General features: G+C 56.6%; 16 protein-coding genes. 8 read left to right on the top strand and 8 right to left on the bottom strand.

The window, feature by feature from the left end; genetic code table 11:
• Nucleotides 1–25 precede the first annotated feature (25 nt).
• From SynMVIR181_RS12370 to coaE, 7 genes are all read right to left on the bottom strand, one after another.
• Nucleotides 26–640 (bottom strand): hypothetical protein, encoded by a 615-nt coding sequence (locus tag SynMVIR181_RS12370; RefSeq protein ID WP_186589433.1) that lies wholly within the window; start codon nucleotides 638–640, stop codon nucleotides 26–28.
• A 255-nt stretch (nucleotides 641–895) separates the two neighbouring features.
• Nucleotides 896–1,510, bottom strand: coding sequence for a hypothetical protein (locus tag SynMVIR181_RS12365; RefSeq protein WP_186589433.1), 615 nt, complete (start codon nucleotides 1,508–1,510; stop codon nucleotides 896–898).
• A gap of 255 nt (nucleotides 1,511–1,765) precedes the next feature.
• Nucleotides 1,766–2,380: a hypothetical protein gene (locus SynMVIR181_RS12360; protein ID WP_186589433.1), complete on the bottom strand. Its 615-nt coding sequence runs from the start codon at nucleotides 2,378–2,380 to the stop codon at nucleotides 1,766–1,768.
• Nucleotides 2,381–2,635: 255 nt separating this feature from the next.
• The gene (locus tag SynMVIR181_RS12355) at nucleotides 2,636–3,250 is read right to left on the bottom strand and encodes a hypothetical protein (protein ID WP_186589434.1); all 615 of its coding nucleotides are present in this window, start codon (nucleotides 3,248–3,250) and stop codon (nucleotides 2,636–2,638) included.
• Between the two features lie 255 nt (nucleotides 3,251–3,505).
• Complete coding sequence (locus SynMVIR181_RS12350) at nucleotides 3,506–4,120, bottom strand: hypothetical protein (RefSeq protein ID WP_186589433.1); 615 nt, start codon at nucleotides 4,118–4,120, stop codon at nucleotides 3,506–3,508.
• A 263-nt stretch (nucleotides 4,121–4,383) separates the two neighbouring features.
• A complete protein-coding gene (locus tag SynMVIR181_RS12345) occupies nucleotides 4,384–5,106 on the bottom strand; it encodes a calcium-binding protein (protein ID WP_186589432.1) in 723 nt (240 codons plus the stop codon).
• Nucleotides 5,107–5,278: 172 nt separating this feature from the next.
• Nucleotides 5,279–5,923, bottom strand: coding sequence for a dephospho-CoA kinase (gene coaE / locus SynMVIR181_RS12340; RefSeq protein ID WP_255444310.1), 645 nt, complete (start codon nucleotides 5,921–5,923; stop codon nucleotides 5,279–5,281).
• Between the two features lie 111 nt (nucleotides 5,924–6,034).
• Here coaE and argJ point away from each other — a divergent pair, with 111 nt between their 5' ends.
• From argJ to SynMVIR181_RS12320, 4 genes are read left to right on the top strand one after another with little or no spacing between them, the layout of a single operon-like run.
• Nucleotides 6,035–7,270: a bifunctional glutamate N-acetyltransferase/amino-acid acetyltransferase ArgJ gene (argJ, locus tag SynMVIR181_RS12335; RefSeq protein ID WP_186589430.1), complete on the top strand. Its 1,236-nt coding sequence runs from the start codon at nucleotides 6,035–6,037 to the stop codon at nucleotides 7,268–7,270.
• A 47-nt stretch (nucleotides 7,271–7,317) separates the two neighbouring features.
• A complete protein-coding gene (locus SynMVIR181_RS12330; RefSeq protein WP_186589429.1) occupies nucleotides 7,318–7,986 on the top strand; it encodes a hypothetical protein in 669 nt (222 codons plus the stop codon).
• Between the two features lie 59 nt (nucleotides 7,987–8,045).
• A complete protein-coding gene (locus SynMVIR181_RS12325; RefSeq protein WP_186590678.1) occupies nucleotides 8,046–8,363 on the top strand; it encodes a hypothetical protein in 318 nt (105 codons plus the stop codon).
• Entirely contained in the window at nucleotides 8,360–10,048 is a 1,689-nt protein-coding gene (locus SynMVIR181_RS12320; protein ID WP_186589428.1) for an AarF/ABC1/UbiB kinase family protein, read from the top strand. The genes SynMVIR181_RS12325 and SynMVIR181_RS12320 overlap by 4 nt, the downstream gene beginning before the upstream one ends.
• A gap of 278 nt (nucleotides 10,049–10,326) precedes the next feature.
• Here SynMVIR181_RS12320 and eno read toward each other — a convergent pair whose 3' ends face one another.
• Nucleotides 10,327–11,619: a phosphopyruvate hydratase gene (eno, locus tag SynMVIR181_RS12315; protein ID WP_186590677.1), complete on the bottom strand. Its 1,293-nt coding sequence runs from the start codon at nucleotides 11,617–11,619 to the stop codon at nucleotides 10,327–10,329.
• Between the two features lie 99 nt (nucleotides 11,620–11,718).
• Between eno and gloA the strand changes: the two genes are divergently transcribed.
• The 4 genes from gloA to nusG all read left to right on the top strand — a co-directional run bounded on the left by gloA (nucleotide 11,719) and on the right by nusG (nucleotide 16,021).
• The gene (gene gloA / locus SynMVIR181_RS12310; RefSeq protein ID WP_186519771.1) at nucleotides 11,719–12,120 is read left to right on the top strand and encodes a lactoylglutathione lyase; all 402 of its coding nucleotides are present in this window, start codon (nucleotides 11,719–11,721) and stop codon (nucleotides 12,118–12,120) included.
• A gap of 15 nt (nucleotides 12,121–12,135) precedes the next feature.
• Nucleotides 12,136–14,979 (top strand): ATP-dependent Clp protease ATP-binding subunit, encoded by a 2,844-nt coding sequence (locus SynMVIR181_RS12305; RefSeq protein WP_186589427.1) that lies wholly within the window; start codon nucleotides 12,136–12,138, stop codon nucleotides 14,977–14,979.
• A gap of 82 nt (nucleotides 14,980–15,061) precedes the next feature.
• Nucleotides 15,062–15,301, top strand: coding sequence for a preprotein translocase subunit SecE (secE, locus tag SynMVIR181_RS12300; RefSeq protein WP_048347450.1), 240 nt, complete (start codon nucleotides 15,062–15,064; stop codon nucleotides 15,299–15,301).
• A gap of 51 nt (nucleotides 15,302–15,352) precedes the next feature.
• Nucleotides 15,353–16,021 carry a transcription termination/antitermination protein NusG gene (gene nusG, locus SynMVIR181_RS12295; protein WP_186524081.1) on the top strand — a complete coding sequence of 223 codons (669 nt, stop codon included), beginning with the start codon at nucleotides 15,353–15,355 and terminating at the stop codon, nucleotides 16,019–16,021.
• Nucleotides 16,022–16,051: the final 30 nt, after the last annotated feature.

Raw genomic sequence — 16,051 nt, 5'->3', positions numbered from 1 at the left:
AGAACCTCCCAGCATCCTGCAGAGATCAGTAGTGAAAGCGAGGTTGTGGCTGCTGGTAAGCAGGCTGTTGGTAGTTAGGGCGTTGGGAAGCGGGCTGTTGATAGACAGGCTGTGGATAAGCAGTTCGCTGATAGGAGGTTTGCTGTATGTGTCCGTAGCCGGCTTGGCGATAGACGGGCTGAACAGCGGGTGGATAGGTATTGCTCACGGTGCGATAGCCGTTGTTGCTCTGCTGTTGCTGCAGCTGAAGTTTCATTTTGAGCAGCTCGATTTCTTGCTGCTGCTGGATGAGGGCTAGGTCATTGGAAGGGCGTACAGGTTGGTGTTGCTGCCTCTGTTGGCTGTTGTTGATGATGTGACCGATGAGCCCACCGCCTAGTCCGATGAGTTGGGACTGTGTGGAGTGCCGGCGGTCGCGGCGGGCCTCATCAGAGGCCCACTCGCGGTGATCTCCGCAATCGCGACCTGATACGAAACCACCACCAAAGCCTGGTTCGAATGCACCGGCTGATAGGGAATCACAGCCACCGGCATCTCCGAAGGTATTGAACGGGTTGGCTTGGGCGGCATTGCCTGAGACAGAGAGAAGGGAGAGTCCAGCGGCGAGGGAAGCAGCAGCGATGGTTTTGATGGAAGTCATCGGTGAAAGAGGTGTGAGTGTTGGGGGTGTCGTTTCCCCCGATGAACACACCATCTTTCGAATCAACGGCTGAGGTGATGAGCTGGATCAAGCGGTGCTGTGATCTTGGTCACAGGGCCGCATAAAGCACTGCAGCGCAGCAGGTGTATCTCCAAAAAGCTCAAAAGAACGCCTTGAATTCAGTGGTTGAGATCAGCAATAACCCAACCCCCTACCGCTGATGGCGGGGGGTGGGGCAGTGACTTATTGCAGAGATCAGTAGTGAAAGCGAGGTTGTGGCTGCTGGTAAGCAGGCTGTTGGTAGTTAGGGCGTTGGGAAGCGGGCTGTTGATAGACAGGCTGTGGATAAGCAGTTCGCTGATAGGAGGTTTGCTGTATGTGTCCGTAGCCGGCTTGGCGATAGACGGGCTGAACAGCGGGTGGATAGGTATTGCTCACGGTGCGATAGCCGTTGTTGCTCTGCTGTTGCTGCAGCTGAAGTTTCATTTTGAGCAGCTCGATTTCTTGCTGCTGCTGGATGAGGGCTAGGTCATTGGAAGGGCGTACAGGTTGGTGTTGCTGCCTCTGTTGGCTGTTGTTGATGATGTGACCGATGAGCCCACCGCCTAGTCCGATGAGTTGGGACTGTGTGGAGTGCCGGCGGTCGCGGCGGGCCTCATCAGAGGCCCACTCGCGGTGATCTCCGCAATCGCGACCTGATACGAAACCACCACCAAAGCCTGGTTCGAATGCACCGGCTGATAGGGAATCACAGCCACCGGCATCTCCGAAGGTATTGAACGGGTTGGCTTGGGCGGCATTGCCTGAGACAGAGAGAAGGGAGAGTCCAGCGGCGAGGGAAGCAGCAGCGATGGTTTTGATGGAAGTCATCGGTGAAAGAGGTGTGAGTGTTGGGGGTGTCGTTTCCCCCGATGAACACACCATCTTTCGAATCAACGGCTGAGGTGATGAGCTGGATCAAGCGGTGCTGTGATCTTGGTCACAGGGCCGCATAAAGCACTGCAGCGCAGCAGGTGTATCTCCAAAAAGCTCAAAAGAACGCCTTGAATTCAGTGGTTGAGATCAGCAATAACCCAACCCCCTACCGCTGATGGCGGGGGGTGGGGCAGTGACTTATTGCAGAGATCAGTAGTGAAAGCGAGGTTGTGGCTGCTGGTAAGCAGGCTGTTGGTAGTTAGGGCGTTGGGAAGCGGGCTGTTGATAGACAGGCTGTGGATAAGCAGTTCGCTGATAGGAGGTTTGCTGTATGTGTCCGTAGCCGGCTTGGCGATAGACGGGCTGAACAGCGGGTGGATAGGTATTGCTCACGGTGCGATAGCCGTTGTTGCTCTGCTGTTGCTGCAGCTGAAGTTTCATTTTGAGCAGCTCGATTTCTTGCTGCTGCTGGATGAGGGCTAGGTCATTGGAAGGGCGTACAGGTTGGTGTTGCTGCCTCTGTTGGCTGTTGTTGATGATGTGACCGATGAGCCCACCGCCTAGTCCGATGAGTTGGGACTGTGTGGAGTGCCGGCGGTCGCGGCGGGCCTCATCAGAGGCCCACTCGCGGTGATCTCCGCAATCGCGACCTGATACGAAACCACCACCAAAGCCTGGTTCGAATGCACCGGCTGATAGGGAATCACAGCCACCGGCATCTCCGAAGGTATTGAACGGGTTGGCTTGGGCGGCATTGCCTGAGACAGAGAGAAGGGAGAGTCCAGCGGCGAGGGAAGCAGCAGCGATGGTTTTGATGGAAGTCATCGGTGAAAGAGGTGTGAGTGTTGGGGGTGTCGTTTCCCCCGATGAACACACCATCTTTCGAATCAACGGCTGAGGTGATGAGCTGGATCAAGCGGTGCTGTGATCTTGGTCACAGGGCCGCATAAAGCACTGCAGCGCAGCAGGTGTATCTCCAAAAAGCTCAAAAGAACGCCTTGAATTCAGTGGTTGAGATCAGCAATAACCCAACCCCCTACCGCTGATGGCGGGGGGTGGGGCAGTGACTTATTGCAGAGATCAGTAGTGAAAGCGAGGTTGTGGCTGCTGGTAAGCAGGCTGTTGGTAGTTAGGGCGTTGGGAAGCGGGCTGTTGATAGACAGGCTGTGGATAAGCAGTTCGCTGATAGGAGGTTTGCTGTATGTGTCCGTAGCCGGCTTGGCGATAGACGGGCTGAACAGCGGGTGGATAGGTATTGCTCACGGTGCGATAGCCGTTGTTGCTCTGCTGTTGCTGCAGCTGAAGTTTCATTTTGAGCAGCTCGATTTCTTGCTGCTGCTGGATGAGGGCTAGGTCATTGGAAGGGCGTACAGGTTGGTGTTGCTGCCTCTGTTGGCTGTTGTTGATGATGTGACCGATGAGCCCACCGCCTAGTCCGATGAGTTGGGACTGTGTGGAGTGCCGGCGGTCGCGGCGGGCCTCATCAGAGGCCCACTCGCGGGGATCTCCGCAATCGCGACCTGATACGAAACCACCACCAAAGCCTGGTTCGAATGCACCGGCTGATAGGGAATCACAGCCACCGGCATCTCCGAAGGTATTGAACGGGTTGGCTTGGGCGGCATTGCCTGAGACAGAGAGAAGGGAGAGTCCAGCGGCGAGGGAAGCAGCAGCGATGGTTTTGATGGAAGTCATCGGTGAAAGAGGTGTGAGTGTTGGGGGTGTCGTTTCCCCCGATGAACACACCATCTTTCGAATCAATGGCTGAGGTGATGAGCTGGATCAAGCGGTGTTGTGATCTTGGTCACAGGGCCGCATAAAGCACTGCAGCGCAGCAGGTGTATCTCCAAAAAGCTCAAAAGAACGCCTTGAATTCAGTGGTTGAGATCAGCAATAACCCAACCCCCTACCGCTGATGGCGGGGGGGGGGGCAGTGACTTATTGCAGAGATCAGTAGTGAAAGCGAGGTTGTGGCTGCTGGTAAGCAGGCTGTTGGTAGTTAGGGCGTTGGGAAGCGGGCTGTTGATAGACAGGCTGTGGATAAGCAGTTCGCTGATAGGAGGTTTGCTGTATGTGTCCGTAGCCGGCTTGGCGATAGACGGGCTGAACAGCGGGTGGATAGGTATTGCTCACGGTGCGATAGCCGTTGTTGCTCTGCTGTTGCTGCAGCTGAAGTTTCATTTTGAGCAGCTCGATTTCTTGCTGCTGCTGGATGAGGGCTAGGTCATTGGAAGGGCGTACAGGTTGGTGTTGCTGCCTCTGTTGGCTGTTGTTGATGATGTGACCGATGAGCCCACCGCCTAGTCCGATGAGTTGGGACTGTGTGGAGTGCCGGCGGTCGCGGCGGGCCTCATCAGAGGCCCACTCGCGGTGATCTCCGCAATCGCGACCTGATACGAAACCACCACCAAAGCCTGGTTCGAATGCACCGGCTGATAGGGAATCACAGCCACCGGCATCTCCGAAGGTATTGAACGGGTTGGCTTGGGCGGCATTGCCTGAGACAGAGAGAAGGGAGAGTCCAGCGGCGAGGGAAGCAGCAGCGATGGTTTTGATGGAAGTCATCGGTGAAAGAGGTGTGAGTGTTGGGGGTGTCGTTTCCCCCGATGAACACACCATCTTTCGAATCAACGGCTGAGGTGATGAGCTGGATCAAGCGGTGTTGTGATCTTGGTCACAGGTTCAGTCAGGCATTAAAAAAACTCCGCTCGTGGCGGAGTTTGGTAAGCATTTAGATAGAAGAACAATGTTAATGCCTAGACTTGCTGATTTTCTCAGTTGTATGAACCGAAGTGAAAGCTATCAATGATGGGAACAGAAGCCGTGGATTAGACTAATTCGATTTGATTGATGTTAATCCCGCCTTCTGAGAAGAAGCCTTTAACAGTAATTGTTCCTCCGCTGTAGTCAACAACAGCATCATTGCCTTGCTGGAGTGATCCTGTATAGAAGGCAGCTCCAAAAATTGATTCATCCATTCTCAATACATCACCTTCTGCAAAAGAGAAATCATTGATTTGAACATCGCCCTGGGCCTCAGAGATATCAAAAAGATCAGCGCCACTTCCACCAGTCATGGCATCCATAACTGTTCCCTTACCAATAAGAGTGTCGTCGCCTTCTCCACCATTCATGTAATTAAAGCCACCCCCTGCACTCAGGACATCATCACCGCCGCCGCCAATCAGCCAATCTCTGCCATTCCCTGTTGTGATGCGGTCATCACCGTCTCCGGTCCCGATGGTGTTATTACCGCCAAAGGAAGTAACGCTGTCATCGCCTCCACCCAAGCTGATGGTGTCGTCTCCATAGCCAGTCAGGACCCAGTTGTCTCCACCTGTTGATTTAATTGTTTGGTCGCTACCAAGCATCACGAACGTATCGTCACCATTGCCTGAGGTTGCTTCAGTGTTATTCCCAATGCTGTAGACGAGGTTGTCTCCTTCTCCAACATTGATGCTTTTGTTGCTTCCTCCAAAGTTGAGGACTGTGTCATTTGCATTATTGCCTTGAAAGGATTGTTCCCAGGGCATGAGGAATTTGAAAGCCATGATTTTGAAGTTGGTGTGAGTGATTGGGGTGTTGTTTCCCCGATGAACACACCATCTCCCGAATCAATGTCTGAAGTGATGACCAGGATCAAGCGGTGCTGTGATCTTGATCACAGGGTGGACTCATTCACCTAAAACAGTTCTTCTGGTAGTGGGTCAGAAGCCGAGGAGCTCAGTTGAATTGATTGAGTTGTGACGTGATTTGTCTCTTCCAAACGTCATGATCACTGCTGTTGTCGAGCACGAGATCGGCGCGTTGACATTTCTCACTGAGGGGCCATTGCGACTTGATCCGCGCCAAAGCAGTCGATTCATCCAACCCATCGCGCCTGCATAACCGCTGCAATTGCTGTTCTGGGTCACAGTGCACGACCCATATCTCTGAACACATCGTTTGCAGACTGGCTTCAAAGAGCAAAGGAATCATCAGCACCAAGGCTGTTGTTTTTGGTTGCTGAGCAATCTCCTTTTCGAAGCTGTCTAAAACGATGGGATGGATCAGCTGCTCTAACCATTTCCGTTCCTCAGGGTCGTTGAACACGATTTGCCCTAGGGCGCTGCGGTTGATAGGTCGGGATGGAACATGCTCAGCACTGATGGAATCCAATGGGTATTTCACCCGGCTTCCATACCGCTGTAGGACTGCTTCAGCAGCTTGGGTTCCGTTGGATAGAGCCCTGCGGGCATAGGCGTCGGCATCCAGAACCGGTAGACCAATCGTTGCTAGGTACTCGCCAACGCTGCTTTTTCCACTGGCGATGCCACCTGTTAGGCCGATGCGCCGGTGCCGTCCTTCCCAGCGTTGTCTTTCACTCAAGGAAAGGGGTTCGTCCCTTGAAAGTATGACCTTGCCGTCTCTTCCAGAGCTGGGCGATGCCGTCGTAAAAAGCATAGAAAGAGCTGCTCGGTTGGTTTTGCTCCCTGATCAATGACGGAATCTGTGATCTGGTCTCCAATCTCCGGAGGAATCACTGCTCCCTCCGGCTTCAAGGCGGCGGGCTTAAGCGCAGGTCTCAAGCCATCTGGAAAACCTGACCTCTCCCTTTTGCTGGCACCAGAGGCTGCGGTCTGTGCTGGTACCTTCACCACATCCATTGTCCGCGCCGCCTGCGTGGATCTTTGTGCGGATCGTCTGCAAGTGACGTCCGGTCGCGTGCGAGCCGTGGTGACCAATTCCGGGCAGGCCAATGCTTGTACCGGTGATCGGGGTCTTGCCGACAGCCTTCTGATCACAGAAGCGGTTGCAGATCGTCTGGGTTTATCTCAGGACGAGGTCTTGATTTGCTCGACCGGGGTGATCGGTGTACCGATCGTGATCGATCCCCTTCTTGCCGCGGTGGATCCATTGGTGAGCTCCTTAGCCCCTGATGGTGGTGGTGCAGCTGCTCAGGCCATTCTGACGACGGATCTGGTGGAGAAGCAGATCGCCTTGGAGGCTGTGTTGGGCGGGCGCCGGGTGCGGATCGGTGGGATGGCGAAGGGGTCCGGGATGATTCACCCCAACATGGCCACGATGCTCGGCTATCTCAGTTGTGATGTCGCTGTGCCCTGTGACCTGTGGCAAGACATGGTTTGCAGGGCGGTGAATCGTTCGTTTAACGCCATCACTGTGGATGGTGACACCAGCACCAATGACACGTTCTTGGCCTTCGCGGCAGGAGAGTCTCTGCTAGAGGATCAACTCGAGGCATTAGAGGAGGGGTTGACCTTGGTGGCCCAGCATCTGGCTCGCTCGATTGCTCGCGATGGCGAGGGAGCTACCTGCTTGATGGAAGTGCAGGTGGAGGGCACCGATTCAGAGACGGAGGCGCGACAGATTGCGCGCACCATTTGTGGCTCGTCGTTGGTCAAAACGGCAGTTCACGGCAGGGATCCCAACTGGGGACGGATCGTGGCGGCAGCGGGTCGTGCAGGTGTTGCGTTTGACGCCTGTGCGGTGGCTCTTTGGATTGGCCCTCACCAGCTGATGTCAGAGGGACAGCCGTTGTCATTCGATCGGGCTGCAGCGTCTGCCTATCTCAGTGAACGCGCTTGTGGTGAATATCTCGTGGATGACACGGTGCAGATTCGCCTGTCTCTTGGTGATGGTGCAGGTCAGGCGATCGCCTGGGGATGCGATCTTTCCGATCAGTACGTTCGCATTAATGCCGACTACACCACCTGAGGCCTGGACATCGCTGCAAAGATGGTTGCGCTGAGGAGGACCTGTTGATGCCCGCCGAGACCAATGCCTCTAAGCCGAAGTCCAAGCGTCCGGCGCGTCCGCGCTTTTGGGTTGGTCCCCTCGTTGCAGGGGCGTGCTTCGCGCTTGGTTATGGCATTACACAGCGCGTTGTTTTGATCCGATCTGGCTTGGACCAGGCTGAGCCCCAGTCTTTTAGGGCACGTGCATTCCCAGGGGAAAGCCTCGAGGAGCTGCGGCTTCGACATGGAGAGACCGGGACGCTTGAGGCTGATGTCGCGGCCAAAGAATTGATCGATGCGAAGGCATCCAAGCAGGCGAATGCGCTGAAAAAAGCCAAGCTCGCTAAGGAATTGGAGCAGCGCAAAGCGAAAGAGGAGGCTGAGCGCATCGCTGAGGCAGCGATGGAGCGTGATCGCAGTCAGCAAGCCCTCGTGGATGCCCCCCGTCCGCTTGAAGACATGCCAACCCTGAACGAAACGACTCTGTTGGAGGCTGACGCTCCTACTGAGCTGCTCGACCCAGAACTCCCTTTGGCTGCGCCAAACGCGTTGCCGACTGAGGCCCCCGAGTTGGTTCAGCCGACCCCCGCGGTAGAGCTAGACGCTCCAGTGGTGGTTGATTCCGTCGTTATTGAAGACGCACCGGCGGCAACAGATCTCTTCTTCACTCCAATTGAGGCGCCTCCCGCTCCTTGATCGAACGTCGCTGATCGGGGGCTGAATCTGCCACAGTTCCAGGGTTGAGACGAATGGCCATGACCTCCCGAGATGCTCTGCTCAGAGCGGCGATGCATCGTGTGATCGCTCGGATGGGTCACGGTGTGGCTGATGCTGCCGCTGGATTGGCTGTGTTGGTGCAAGATGCGCCCGATCGTGTTCGCCAGGAATGGGATCTGTTTCAGGAAGAAGTGAAGGCTGAAGCAGACAGACTTGATCGAGAAGGGTCTGGACATGGGGTGGATGCGGAGTCCTCGCCTGCTTCATCCGTTGAGGAGGAGAGCTTGCAAACCAAGATTGATCAGCTGCGAGCACGGGTCGCTGAACTAGGGATGCGCATGGAGGAGCGGTCGTGATCCTGTTCACTCGCTTGAAGGCGTTGCTGCGCAGGGCGTTCCGCGGACTACGTATTTGGCGTGCTGTTCTCACCCTGCTGTTGTTTTTGTGGTGGGATGCCAGAGACTTCAGCTATCCGGGGGGTCCAACTCCAGAGCGGCGTGAAGCGCGCCAGCAGTTGCGTGCACGCTGGCTGACGCAGGAGCTCCTTCAACTGGGATCGGCGTTTATCAAGCTCGGTCAGTTGTTATCGGCTCGGCCTGATGTCTTGCCAGCCGGTTGGGTCTCTGAATTGGCGGCACTGCAGGACCGTGTTCCATCCTTTTCCTTTGACCGTGCCCAGTCCGTCCTTGAGGAGGAGCTGGGTGCCCGCTGCGCAGAAATCATTGATTTAGATGAGCAGCCCATCGCTGCGGCGTCTTTGGCCCAGGTGCATCGGGCGAGTCTTCGCAGTGGTCGCCAGGTGGTGCTGAAGATTCAGCGCCCTGGATTGGAGCGTGTGTTTCGGCTGGATCTAGAGGTGATGCAGCAGGTTGCTGCTGTGCTGCAGCGTCATCCCAAATGGGGACGTGGGCGCGACTGGGTGGCAATGGCGCAGGAGTGCAGGCGTGTGTTGCTCCGAGAGCTTGATTTTCGTCTTGAAGCTCAGCACGCCGCACGGTTTCGACAGCAGTTTCTCGATGATCCGAACATCCGAGTGCCTGGGGTGGTCTGGGAACTCAGTACAAGGCGAGTGCTCTGTCTTGACTACTTGCCAGGGATCAAAATCAACGATCGTGCGGCTCTTTTAGACGCTGGGATTGATCCCTCCAAAGTGGCGGAGATCGGCTCAGCTAGTTATTTGCAGCAGCTCGTGCGATTCGGGTTTTTCCATGCCGATCCGCATCCAGGGAATTTGGCGGTTGCGGCTGATGGAGCGCTGATCTATTACGACTTCGGGATGATGGGTCAACTATCCGAGCGTCTACGCAGGCGTTTGGGGGGGATGGTGAGAGCTGCCGCTGCAAGGGATGCTGCCTCGCTTGTCGATGAGATGCAAGCGGCTGGAGTGATCGCCACTGGTGTTGATGTGGGGCCGGTGCGCCGCTTGGTGCGTCTGATGCTGAAGGAGGCACTCACGCCGCCATTCAGTAGCTCCGTGATTGAAAAACTCTCGGGAGACCTTTACGAACTGGTGTACGGACAGCCGTTTCGCCTGCCTGTGGAGCTGATCTTTGTGATGCGGGCCCTTTCCACCTTTGAAGGGGTCGGCAAAAGCCTTGATCCCGGCTTTAGCCTTGTGGCGATTGCCAAGCCCTATCTGCTGCCGCTCATGACTTCCAGTGGATCTGGCTCCAATGATCTTTTGAATGAATTTGGCCGTCAGGTCGGTGCCATTAGCTCAAGGGCTGTTGGCCTTCCGCGTCGGTTGGACGAAAGCCTGGAGCGCCTGGAGCAAGGGGATCTGCAACTCCAGATCCGGATGGGTGAATCAGACCGTCAGTTTCGGAGAATGGTCACGGCCCAGCATTCGATCGGTCAATCGGTGTTGCTTGGCGGCCTTGCCGTGGCAGCCGCTTTGATGGGTGCTAGCGCTAGGCCACTTTGGGCTTTACTTCCTTTAGGCGCGGCTCTTCCGGTTGGGATGGGCTGGTTGAAGCTGCAAGTGAAATTGCGCCGGGACGGACGGATTGAGACGTTGTCAGGAACTGAGCGTTCATCTTGAAGGATATTCTTTCCTGATCAGAGATTTCATTGCGTCACCAGCCTCTTCTGCAAGCTCAAACTCGTGCTTCCTTCTGGTTTGCACGCTGACAGCTGAATCAAGGAAGAAGTCGCTCCTATCTGCTGTCAATTGGTGCCACTAAATATTGCCTGAGTCGTTGATCTTTGCCTTGTCTGTCCCACTCCATTGAGGTGCGCATCGCTCTGGTGGGTCAGCCGCGCAAGCAGTGACCCAGTGATCCGCTGGAGTCCCGCGAAAGGGGAAAGTGTTGGTCTGACTTAGTCGCGACCTCTTGGCCCTTGGCCTGTTGCGCCGGCATACACGGCTTGATTGCCGAGCTCGTCCTCAATTCGCAGCAGCTGGTTGTATTTGGCCACGCGCTCACTGCGGCTCAGCGAACCAGTTTTGATCTGGCCTGCGCGCGTGGCGACAGCTAAATCAGCAATCGTTGTGTCTTCTGTTTCGCCACTGCGGTGGCTGATCACGCTGGTGTATCCAGACCGACCAGCCAGGTCGATGGCTTGAAGCGTTTCTGTCAGTGAGCCAATTTGATTCACCTTGATCAGGATCGAATTAGCGGTATTGGCATCAATGCCCCGCTGCAGGCGTTTGGTATTGGTAACAAACAGGTCATCTCCAACGAGTTGAACCCGTTTGCCGAGGCGCTCGGTCAGTAGGGCCCAACCATCCCAGTCATCTTCTGCGAGGCCGTCCTCAATCGAAATGATCGGGAAGCGATTCACGAGTTGTTCCAGCTGGTCCACCATCTCGGCACTGGAATAACTGCCACCACTAAATGCATAGCGGCCATCGGCGTAAAACTCGGTGCTCGCGACGTCGAGCGCCAGCGAAATTTGATCCCCTGGCTTGTATCCAGCTTTCTGGATGGCCTGGACCAGGATCTCTCCGGCTTCCTCATTGCCGAGATCAGGAGCGAAGCCGCCTTCATCGCCCACGGAGGTGCTCATGCCACGTTCGCTGAGCAGGTTTTTCAGGGTGTGGAACACCTCAGTGCCCATCCGCAGCGCTTCTCTGAAGTTGGGTGCGCCGTGCGGAACGAGCATGAACTCTTGGAAATCCAAGTTGTTGGCGGCATGGGCGCCTCCATTGATCACATTCATCAAAGGCACCGGCAGCAGCGTTGCCATCGGACCTCCGAGATAGCGATAGAGAGGCAGGCCTAAGCCGTTGGCCGCGGCGCGAGCCGTGGCCATGCTCACCGCGAGGATGGCATTGGCCCCCAAGCCGGATTTGTTGTCGCTGCCGTCGAGTTCAATCATGGCTGCGTCCACGCTGGCCTGATCCAGAGCCGATAGGCCACAGAGCGCGGGAGCAATCCGATCTTCGATGTGATCCACCGCTTTGGTGACGCCTTTACCCATGTAGCGCTCCCCACCGTCCCTCAGCTCATGGGCTTCATGGGCGCCGGTACTGGCTCCACTGGGGACAATGGCGCGGCCACTGGCACCGCCTTCCAGCAAGACTTCTGCTTCCACCGTGGGGTTTCCACGGGAATCCAAGACCTCCCTGGCCACGATGGTGTCGATGACGAGATCGAGGGAATCGAGCACGGGCGGTGGAGACAAGACTGAACTGATCCTATGGAACGCCCGCTGCCGTGTCTCTTTGCGTTTTGGCAGCATGTGGACAGAACAGGCGGAATCATCAGCATGCGCATGCTTCACACCATGCTCAGAGTGGGCGATTTGGAGCGATCAATCCGCTTTTACACCGAGGTCTTGGGGATGCAATTGCTGCGTCGTAAGGACTATCCATCCGGTCGTTTCACGCTTGCGTTTGTGGGATATGGAGATGAGCGTGACAACACCGTTCTGGAGCTGACCCACAACTGGGATACAGAGGAATACGCCCTTGGTGATGGCTATGGCCACATCGCTCTTGGTCTCGATGACATTTATTCGGCTTGTACTGCCATTGCAGAAAAAGGAGGGCGGGTTGTCCGTGAGCCTGGTCCGATGAAACATGGCAACACCGTGATTGCTTTCGTAGACGATCCAGATGGCTACAAGGTGGAACTCATTCAGCTCTCCTCCCGATCAGACGCGGCCTAATCACGCCCCAACCCCATGACTTCCACCTCCCGCACCAGCCTTGAACCTCCGAACAGCCTGACTTCAGAGCCTGATCGTTTTAGTGACGATGCTTGGGAGCTGTTGCTGTCTGGGCAGGATGTGGCCCGTCGTTGGCGTCACGAGGATCTGGATGTTGAGCATCTTCTGCAGGTGCTCTTCAGCGATGAGCGCTATCGCAGGGTTGTTGGGGCCTTGCCTCTCCCGATGGACCGACTACTCGATCGCCTCGAGGGCTTTCTGGCTGAGCAGCCTATGGCTCGGGGCGAGGATCTGTTCGTGGGAGAGGATCTCGAATTCTTGCTGGAGGAGGCGGATCGGGTGCGCTCGCTCTGGGGCTCCCGCTTGATCGATGTCTCCCATCTCTTGATTGCGATGGGGCGAGACCCTCGCGTGGGCGCAGACTTGTTTGCTCAATTTGGACTGCCCGCCGATCGCCTTGAAGCAGAACTGACCCGTGCTCCAGATCGGTCAGCTTCAAGCGTTGTCGCGCCTCCTCCCCCAAGATCTCGTCCTCCGGCAGCGGCAGCCGCCCCTGCCTCCATGCCTCCAGCGCAAAGGTCCGCAGCGCAGATGCCTTCTGCGCAGATGCCGCCAGTTCAACAGCTTTCCGCGAGACAGTCTTCAACTCAGTTACGGCAGGGGCAAACGGCTATCTCGCCTCCGCCCCAGGGCGATGGAATCGATCGGTCTGATGAGCTGATCAGCGAGCCGTCTGCGCTGGAGAGCTACGGCCGTGACCTCACCGCTGCTGCGGCCGCTGGACTGCTCGATCCCGTGATCGGCAGGGATGGCGAGATTCGCAGCTTGATCAAGGTGCTGTCCCGACGCGGCAAAAACAACCCTGTGCTGATTGGTGCGCCTGGCGTCGGTAAAACCGCGGTGGCAGAGCTCCTGGCGCAACGGATCGTTGCTGGTGAGGTCCCTGAATCACTGCAGGGTTTGCGGCTTGTTGCCCTGGATGGAGGTGCCTTGATCGCCGGAGCCAAGTTTCGCGGTCAGTTTGAGGAACGCCTTCGGGCCGTTCTTGATGAGGTGAGCGACCCGGAAGCGGCCGTTGTGCTGTTCATTGATGAACTCCACACCGTGGTGAACAGTGATCGATCTAGTGCGGATGCAGCCAGTTTGTTGAAGCCAGCCCTGGCACGCGGGGAGTTGCGTTGTATCGCCGCCACCACTCCAGAGGACTATCGCCGCACCGTGGAAAAGGATCCGGCTTTGAACAGGCGCTTTCAGAAGGTGCCGATTCAGGAGCCATCGATAGAACTCAGCGTGGATATCCTCCGGGGCTTGAAGGAGCGCTACGAGTTGCATCACGGGGTGACCATCACCGATGAGGCGGTGCTGGCGGCAGCCCGGTTGGCGGATCGCTACATCAGTGACCGCTGTTTGCCGGATAAGGCGATCGATTTGATCGATGAAGCTGCCGCTCAGTTAAAAATGGATGTGACCTCCAAGCCTCAGGTGGTAGAGGATGCAGAGGCTGAGCTACGCCGAGTGGAGTTGGCGGTTCTCGCTGCGGAGCAGGCACCAGAAGGGGAGCGGGTTCAGCTTCAGCGCAATCGTCTTGAGGCGTCGGACCGTCTGAGTCAGCTCCGGGAGCGTTGGCAGGCGGAACGAGAGCAGCTGGAGGAGTTGCGTCAGTTGCTCCAGGACGATGAAGACCTCCGCCATGCCATGGCCGAAGCAGAACGAGATGGAAATTTGGAGGAGGCTGCCCGTCTTCAGTACGACCAATTGCATCGCGTTCAGCAACGCCGCGCCGATCTTGAACAGTCGCTGAATGAGGCACAAGAGGAAGGGTCTGCCCTGTTGCGAGAACAGGTGGAGGCGGCTGATATTGCTGATGTTGTGGCGCGTTGGACTGGGATTCCGATCCAGCGTCTTCTCGCTGGTGAGCGTCAAAAGCTGTTGGAACTTGAGCAGCGTCTTGCTGAACGGGTGATTGGCCAGCCGGAGGCGGTGCAGGCTGTTGCAGCGGCTATTCGTCGTGCCCGTGCTGGCATGAAAGATCCACGCCGTCCGGTGGGCTCATTCTTGTTTTTAGGACCGACAGGAGTGGGCAAGACGGAGCTCGCGAAAGCGCTTGGAGCTCTGTTGTTCGATGAGGAGGAGGCCCTCATTCGCCTGGATATGAGTGAGTTCATGGAGCGCAATGCCGTGGCTCGCTTGCTTGGTGCTCCTCCGGGGTATGTGGGCTACGAGGAGGGCGGCCAGCTCACCGAGGCTGTGCGCCGGCGTCCCTACGCGCTGTTGCTGCTGGATGAAGTGGAGAAAGCCCATCCGGATGTGTTCAACGTGCTGCTGCAAGTGCTTGACGATGGACGGCTCACCGACTCGCAGGGCCGCACCGTTGACTTCCGCCACACCGTGGTGGTGATGACCAGCAATTTGGCCAGCAGGGCCATTCTCGATTCGGCCAGGCAAGCCCAATCGGGGGATGCGTCCGGAGCAGCTCAGGCGCTAGACGCCGCAGTGGAGAGTGCATTGGCTCACCATTTCAGACCAGAGTTTTTGAATCGGATCGATGAAGTGATTCGCTTCCGTCCGCTTGGAGTGGAAGACCTGGAACGGATTGTGCGTTTGCAGCTCGCCGATCTAGCCAGCTTGCTGGCCGAACAAGGACTTGAACTGCGGGTGGATGATGCGGTGGCGCATGAATTGGCGACCCTGGGCTATGAGCCGGAATATGGGGCCAGGCCATTGCGTCGGGTGCTGCGCCGTCGCATCGAAAATCCGCTGGCGACCGAATTGCTTGAAGAGCGATTCAACGGGGCTCAGGCGGTTCGGGTCTACTCCGGAGACACCTCGACGGAAGCGTTTCGATTCGAAGCTGAATAAATGCTTGTTAAGCGTCCAGTAGGATGCTTGTTTGCCGTCACGTGCCCAAGGCACCGGCGTCAGTTCCGGCATCGCAAGATTCGTGACCAGCCCTACTTCCGAGGACACCGAAACAGCTTCCCCGCAAACACCGGCTGAAACAGGCCGAAGGGGTGGTTTTTTAGCTGCCACTTTTGAAGAGCTGAAGTTGGTGGTCTGGCCCAGCCGTCAGCAGCTATTCAGTGAATCAGTGGCTGTGATCTTGATGGTGAGCCTTTCGGCCGCGGCTATCTCAGCCCTCAGCCGTTTCTACGGTTGGGCCGCTTCTCAGGTGTTCCGTTGATCTGTTGCTTTTGCAACAGATCGCCTTTGTCCCAATTGTTCGTCCGCATCCGTGTCTGACCTCGAAACCACCCAGCAGGAGAGCACCGAGGTGCTTGATCTGCCAGCGCCCAATGAGGGAGAGGACGGCACGCTTGAGTCGATGCCTGCACGTACATCCGTTGCCCGTTGGTACGCGGTGCAGGTGGCCTCAAGCTGTGAGAAAAAGGTCAAGGCCACCCTTGAGCAGCGCGCCGTGACGCTGGGGGTGAGTACTCGCATCCTTGAAATCGAGATTCCTGAGACACCGGCGATCAAAGTTAAAAAAGACGGCAGTCGTCAATCCACCGAGGAGAAAGTTTTCCCGGGTTACGTGTTGGTCCGGATGGTCCTTGATGAAGACACGATGATGGCGGTGAGAAGCACGCCAAACGTCATCAATTTTGTTGGTGCGGAAGACCGTCGTGCCACCGGCAAGGCCCGGGGCCATATCAAGCCCCGTCCCCTCAGTCGTCAGGAGGTGGATCGGATTTTCAAGCGCGCCGCCGAGAAGAAGACGGTTGTCAAAGTCGATCTCGCAGAGGGCGATCAAATTCTTGTGACCGCTGGTCCTTTCAAAGACTTCCAAGGAGAGGTCATCGAAGTGTCTGGGGAACGCAGCAAGCTAAAAGCGTTGTTATCGATCTTTGGTCGAGAAACCCCAGTTGAACTTGAGTTTTCTCAAATCAGTAAACAGAACTGATTGATTCGGCGGCCGTTTCCTGCGGAGGAC

Origin of the sequence: Synechococcus sp. MVIR-18-1 (assembly GCF_014279835.1) — a bacterium.
Taxonomy (GTDB): Bacteria; Cyanobacteriota; Cyanobacteriia; order PCC-6307; family Cyanobiaceae; genus Synechococcus_C.
This window is presented reverse-complemented; position numbering and strand designations above follow the sequence as displayed.

What these genes read in the sequence shown, in the direction of transcription:
- gloA (WP_186519771.1), top strand. Translation starts at nt 11,719, where the DNA reads ATGCGCATGCTTCACACCATGCTCAGAGTGGGCGATTTGGAGCGATCA.
- SynMVIR181_RS12325 (WP_186590678.1), top strand. Translation starts at nt 8,046, where the DNA reads ATGACCTCCCGAGATGCTCTGCTCAGAGCGGCGATGCATCGTGTGATC.
- argJ (WP_186589430.1), top strand. Translation starts at nt 6,035, where the DNA reads ATGACGGAATCTGTGATCTGGTCTCCAATCTCCGGAGGAATCACTGCT.
- SynMVIR181_RS12345 (WP_186589432.1), bottom strand. Translation starts at nt 5,106, where the DNA reads ATGGCTTTCAAATTCCTCATGCCCTGGGAACAATCCTTTCAAGGCAAT.
- SynMVIR181_RS12330 (WP_186589429.1), top strand. Translation starts at nt 7,318, where the DNA reads ATGCCCGCCGAGACCAATGCCTCTAAGCCGAAGTCCAAGCGTCCGGCG.
- SynMVIR181_RS12370 (WP_186589433.1), bottom strand. Translation starts at nt 640, where the DNA reads ATGACTTCCATCAAAACCATCGCTGCTGCTTCCCTCGCCGCTGGACTC.
- SynMVIR181_RS12305 (WP_186589427.1), top strand. Translation starts at nt 12,136, where the DNA reads ATGACTTCCACCTCCCGCACCAGCCTTGAACCTCCGAACAGCCTGACT.
- SynMVIR181_RS12365 (WP_186589433.1), bottom strand. Translation starts at nt 1,510, where the DNA reads ATGACTTCCATCAAAACCATCGCTGCTGCTTCCCTCGCCGCTGGACTC.
- SynMVIR181_RS12360 (WP_186589433.1), bottom strand. Translation starts at nt 2,380, where the DNA reads ATGACTTCCATCAAAACCATCGCTGCTGCTTCCCTCGCCGCTGGACTC.
- SynMVIR181_RS12350 (WP_186589433.1), bottom strand. Translation starts at nt 4,120, where the DNA reads ATGACTTCCATCAAAACCATCGCTGCTGCTTCCCTCGCCGCTGGACTC.
- SynMVIR181_RS12355 (WP_186589434.1), bottom strand. Translation starts at nt 3,250, where the DNA reads ATGACTTCCATCAAAACCATCGCTGCTGCTTCCCTCGCCGCTGGACTC.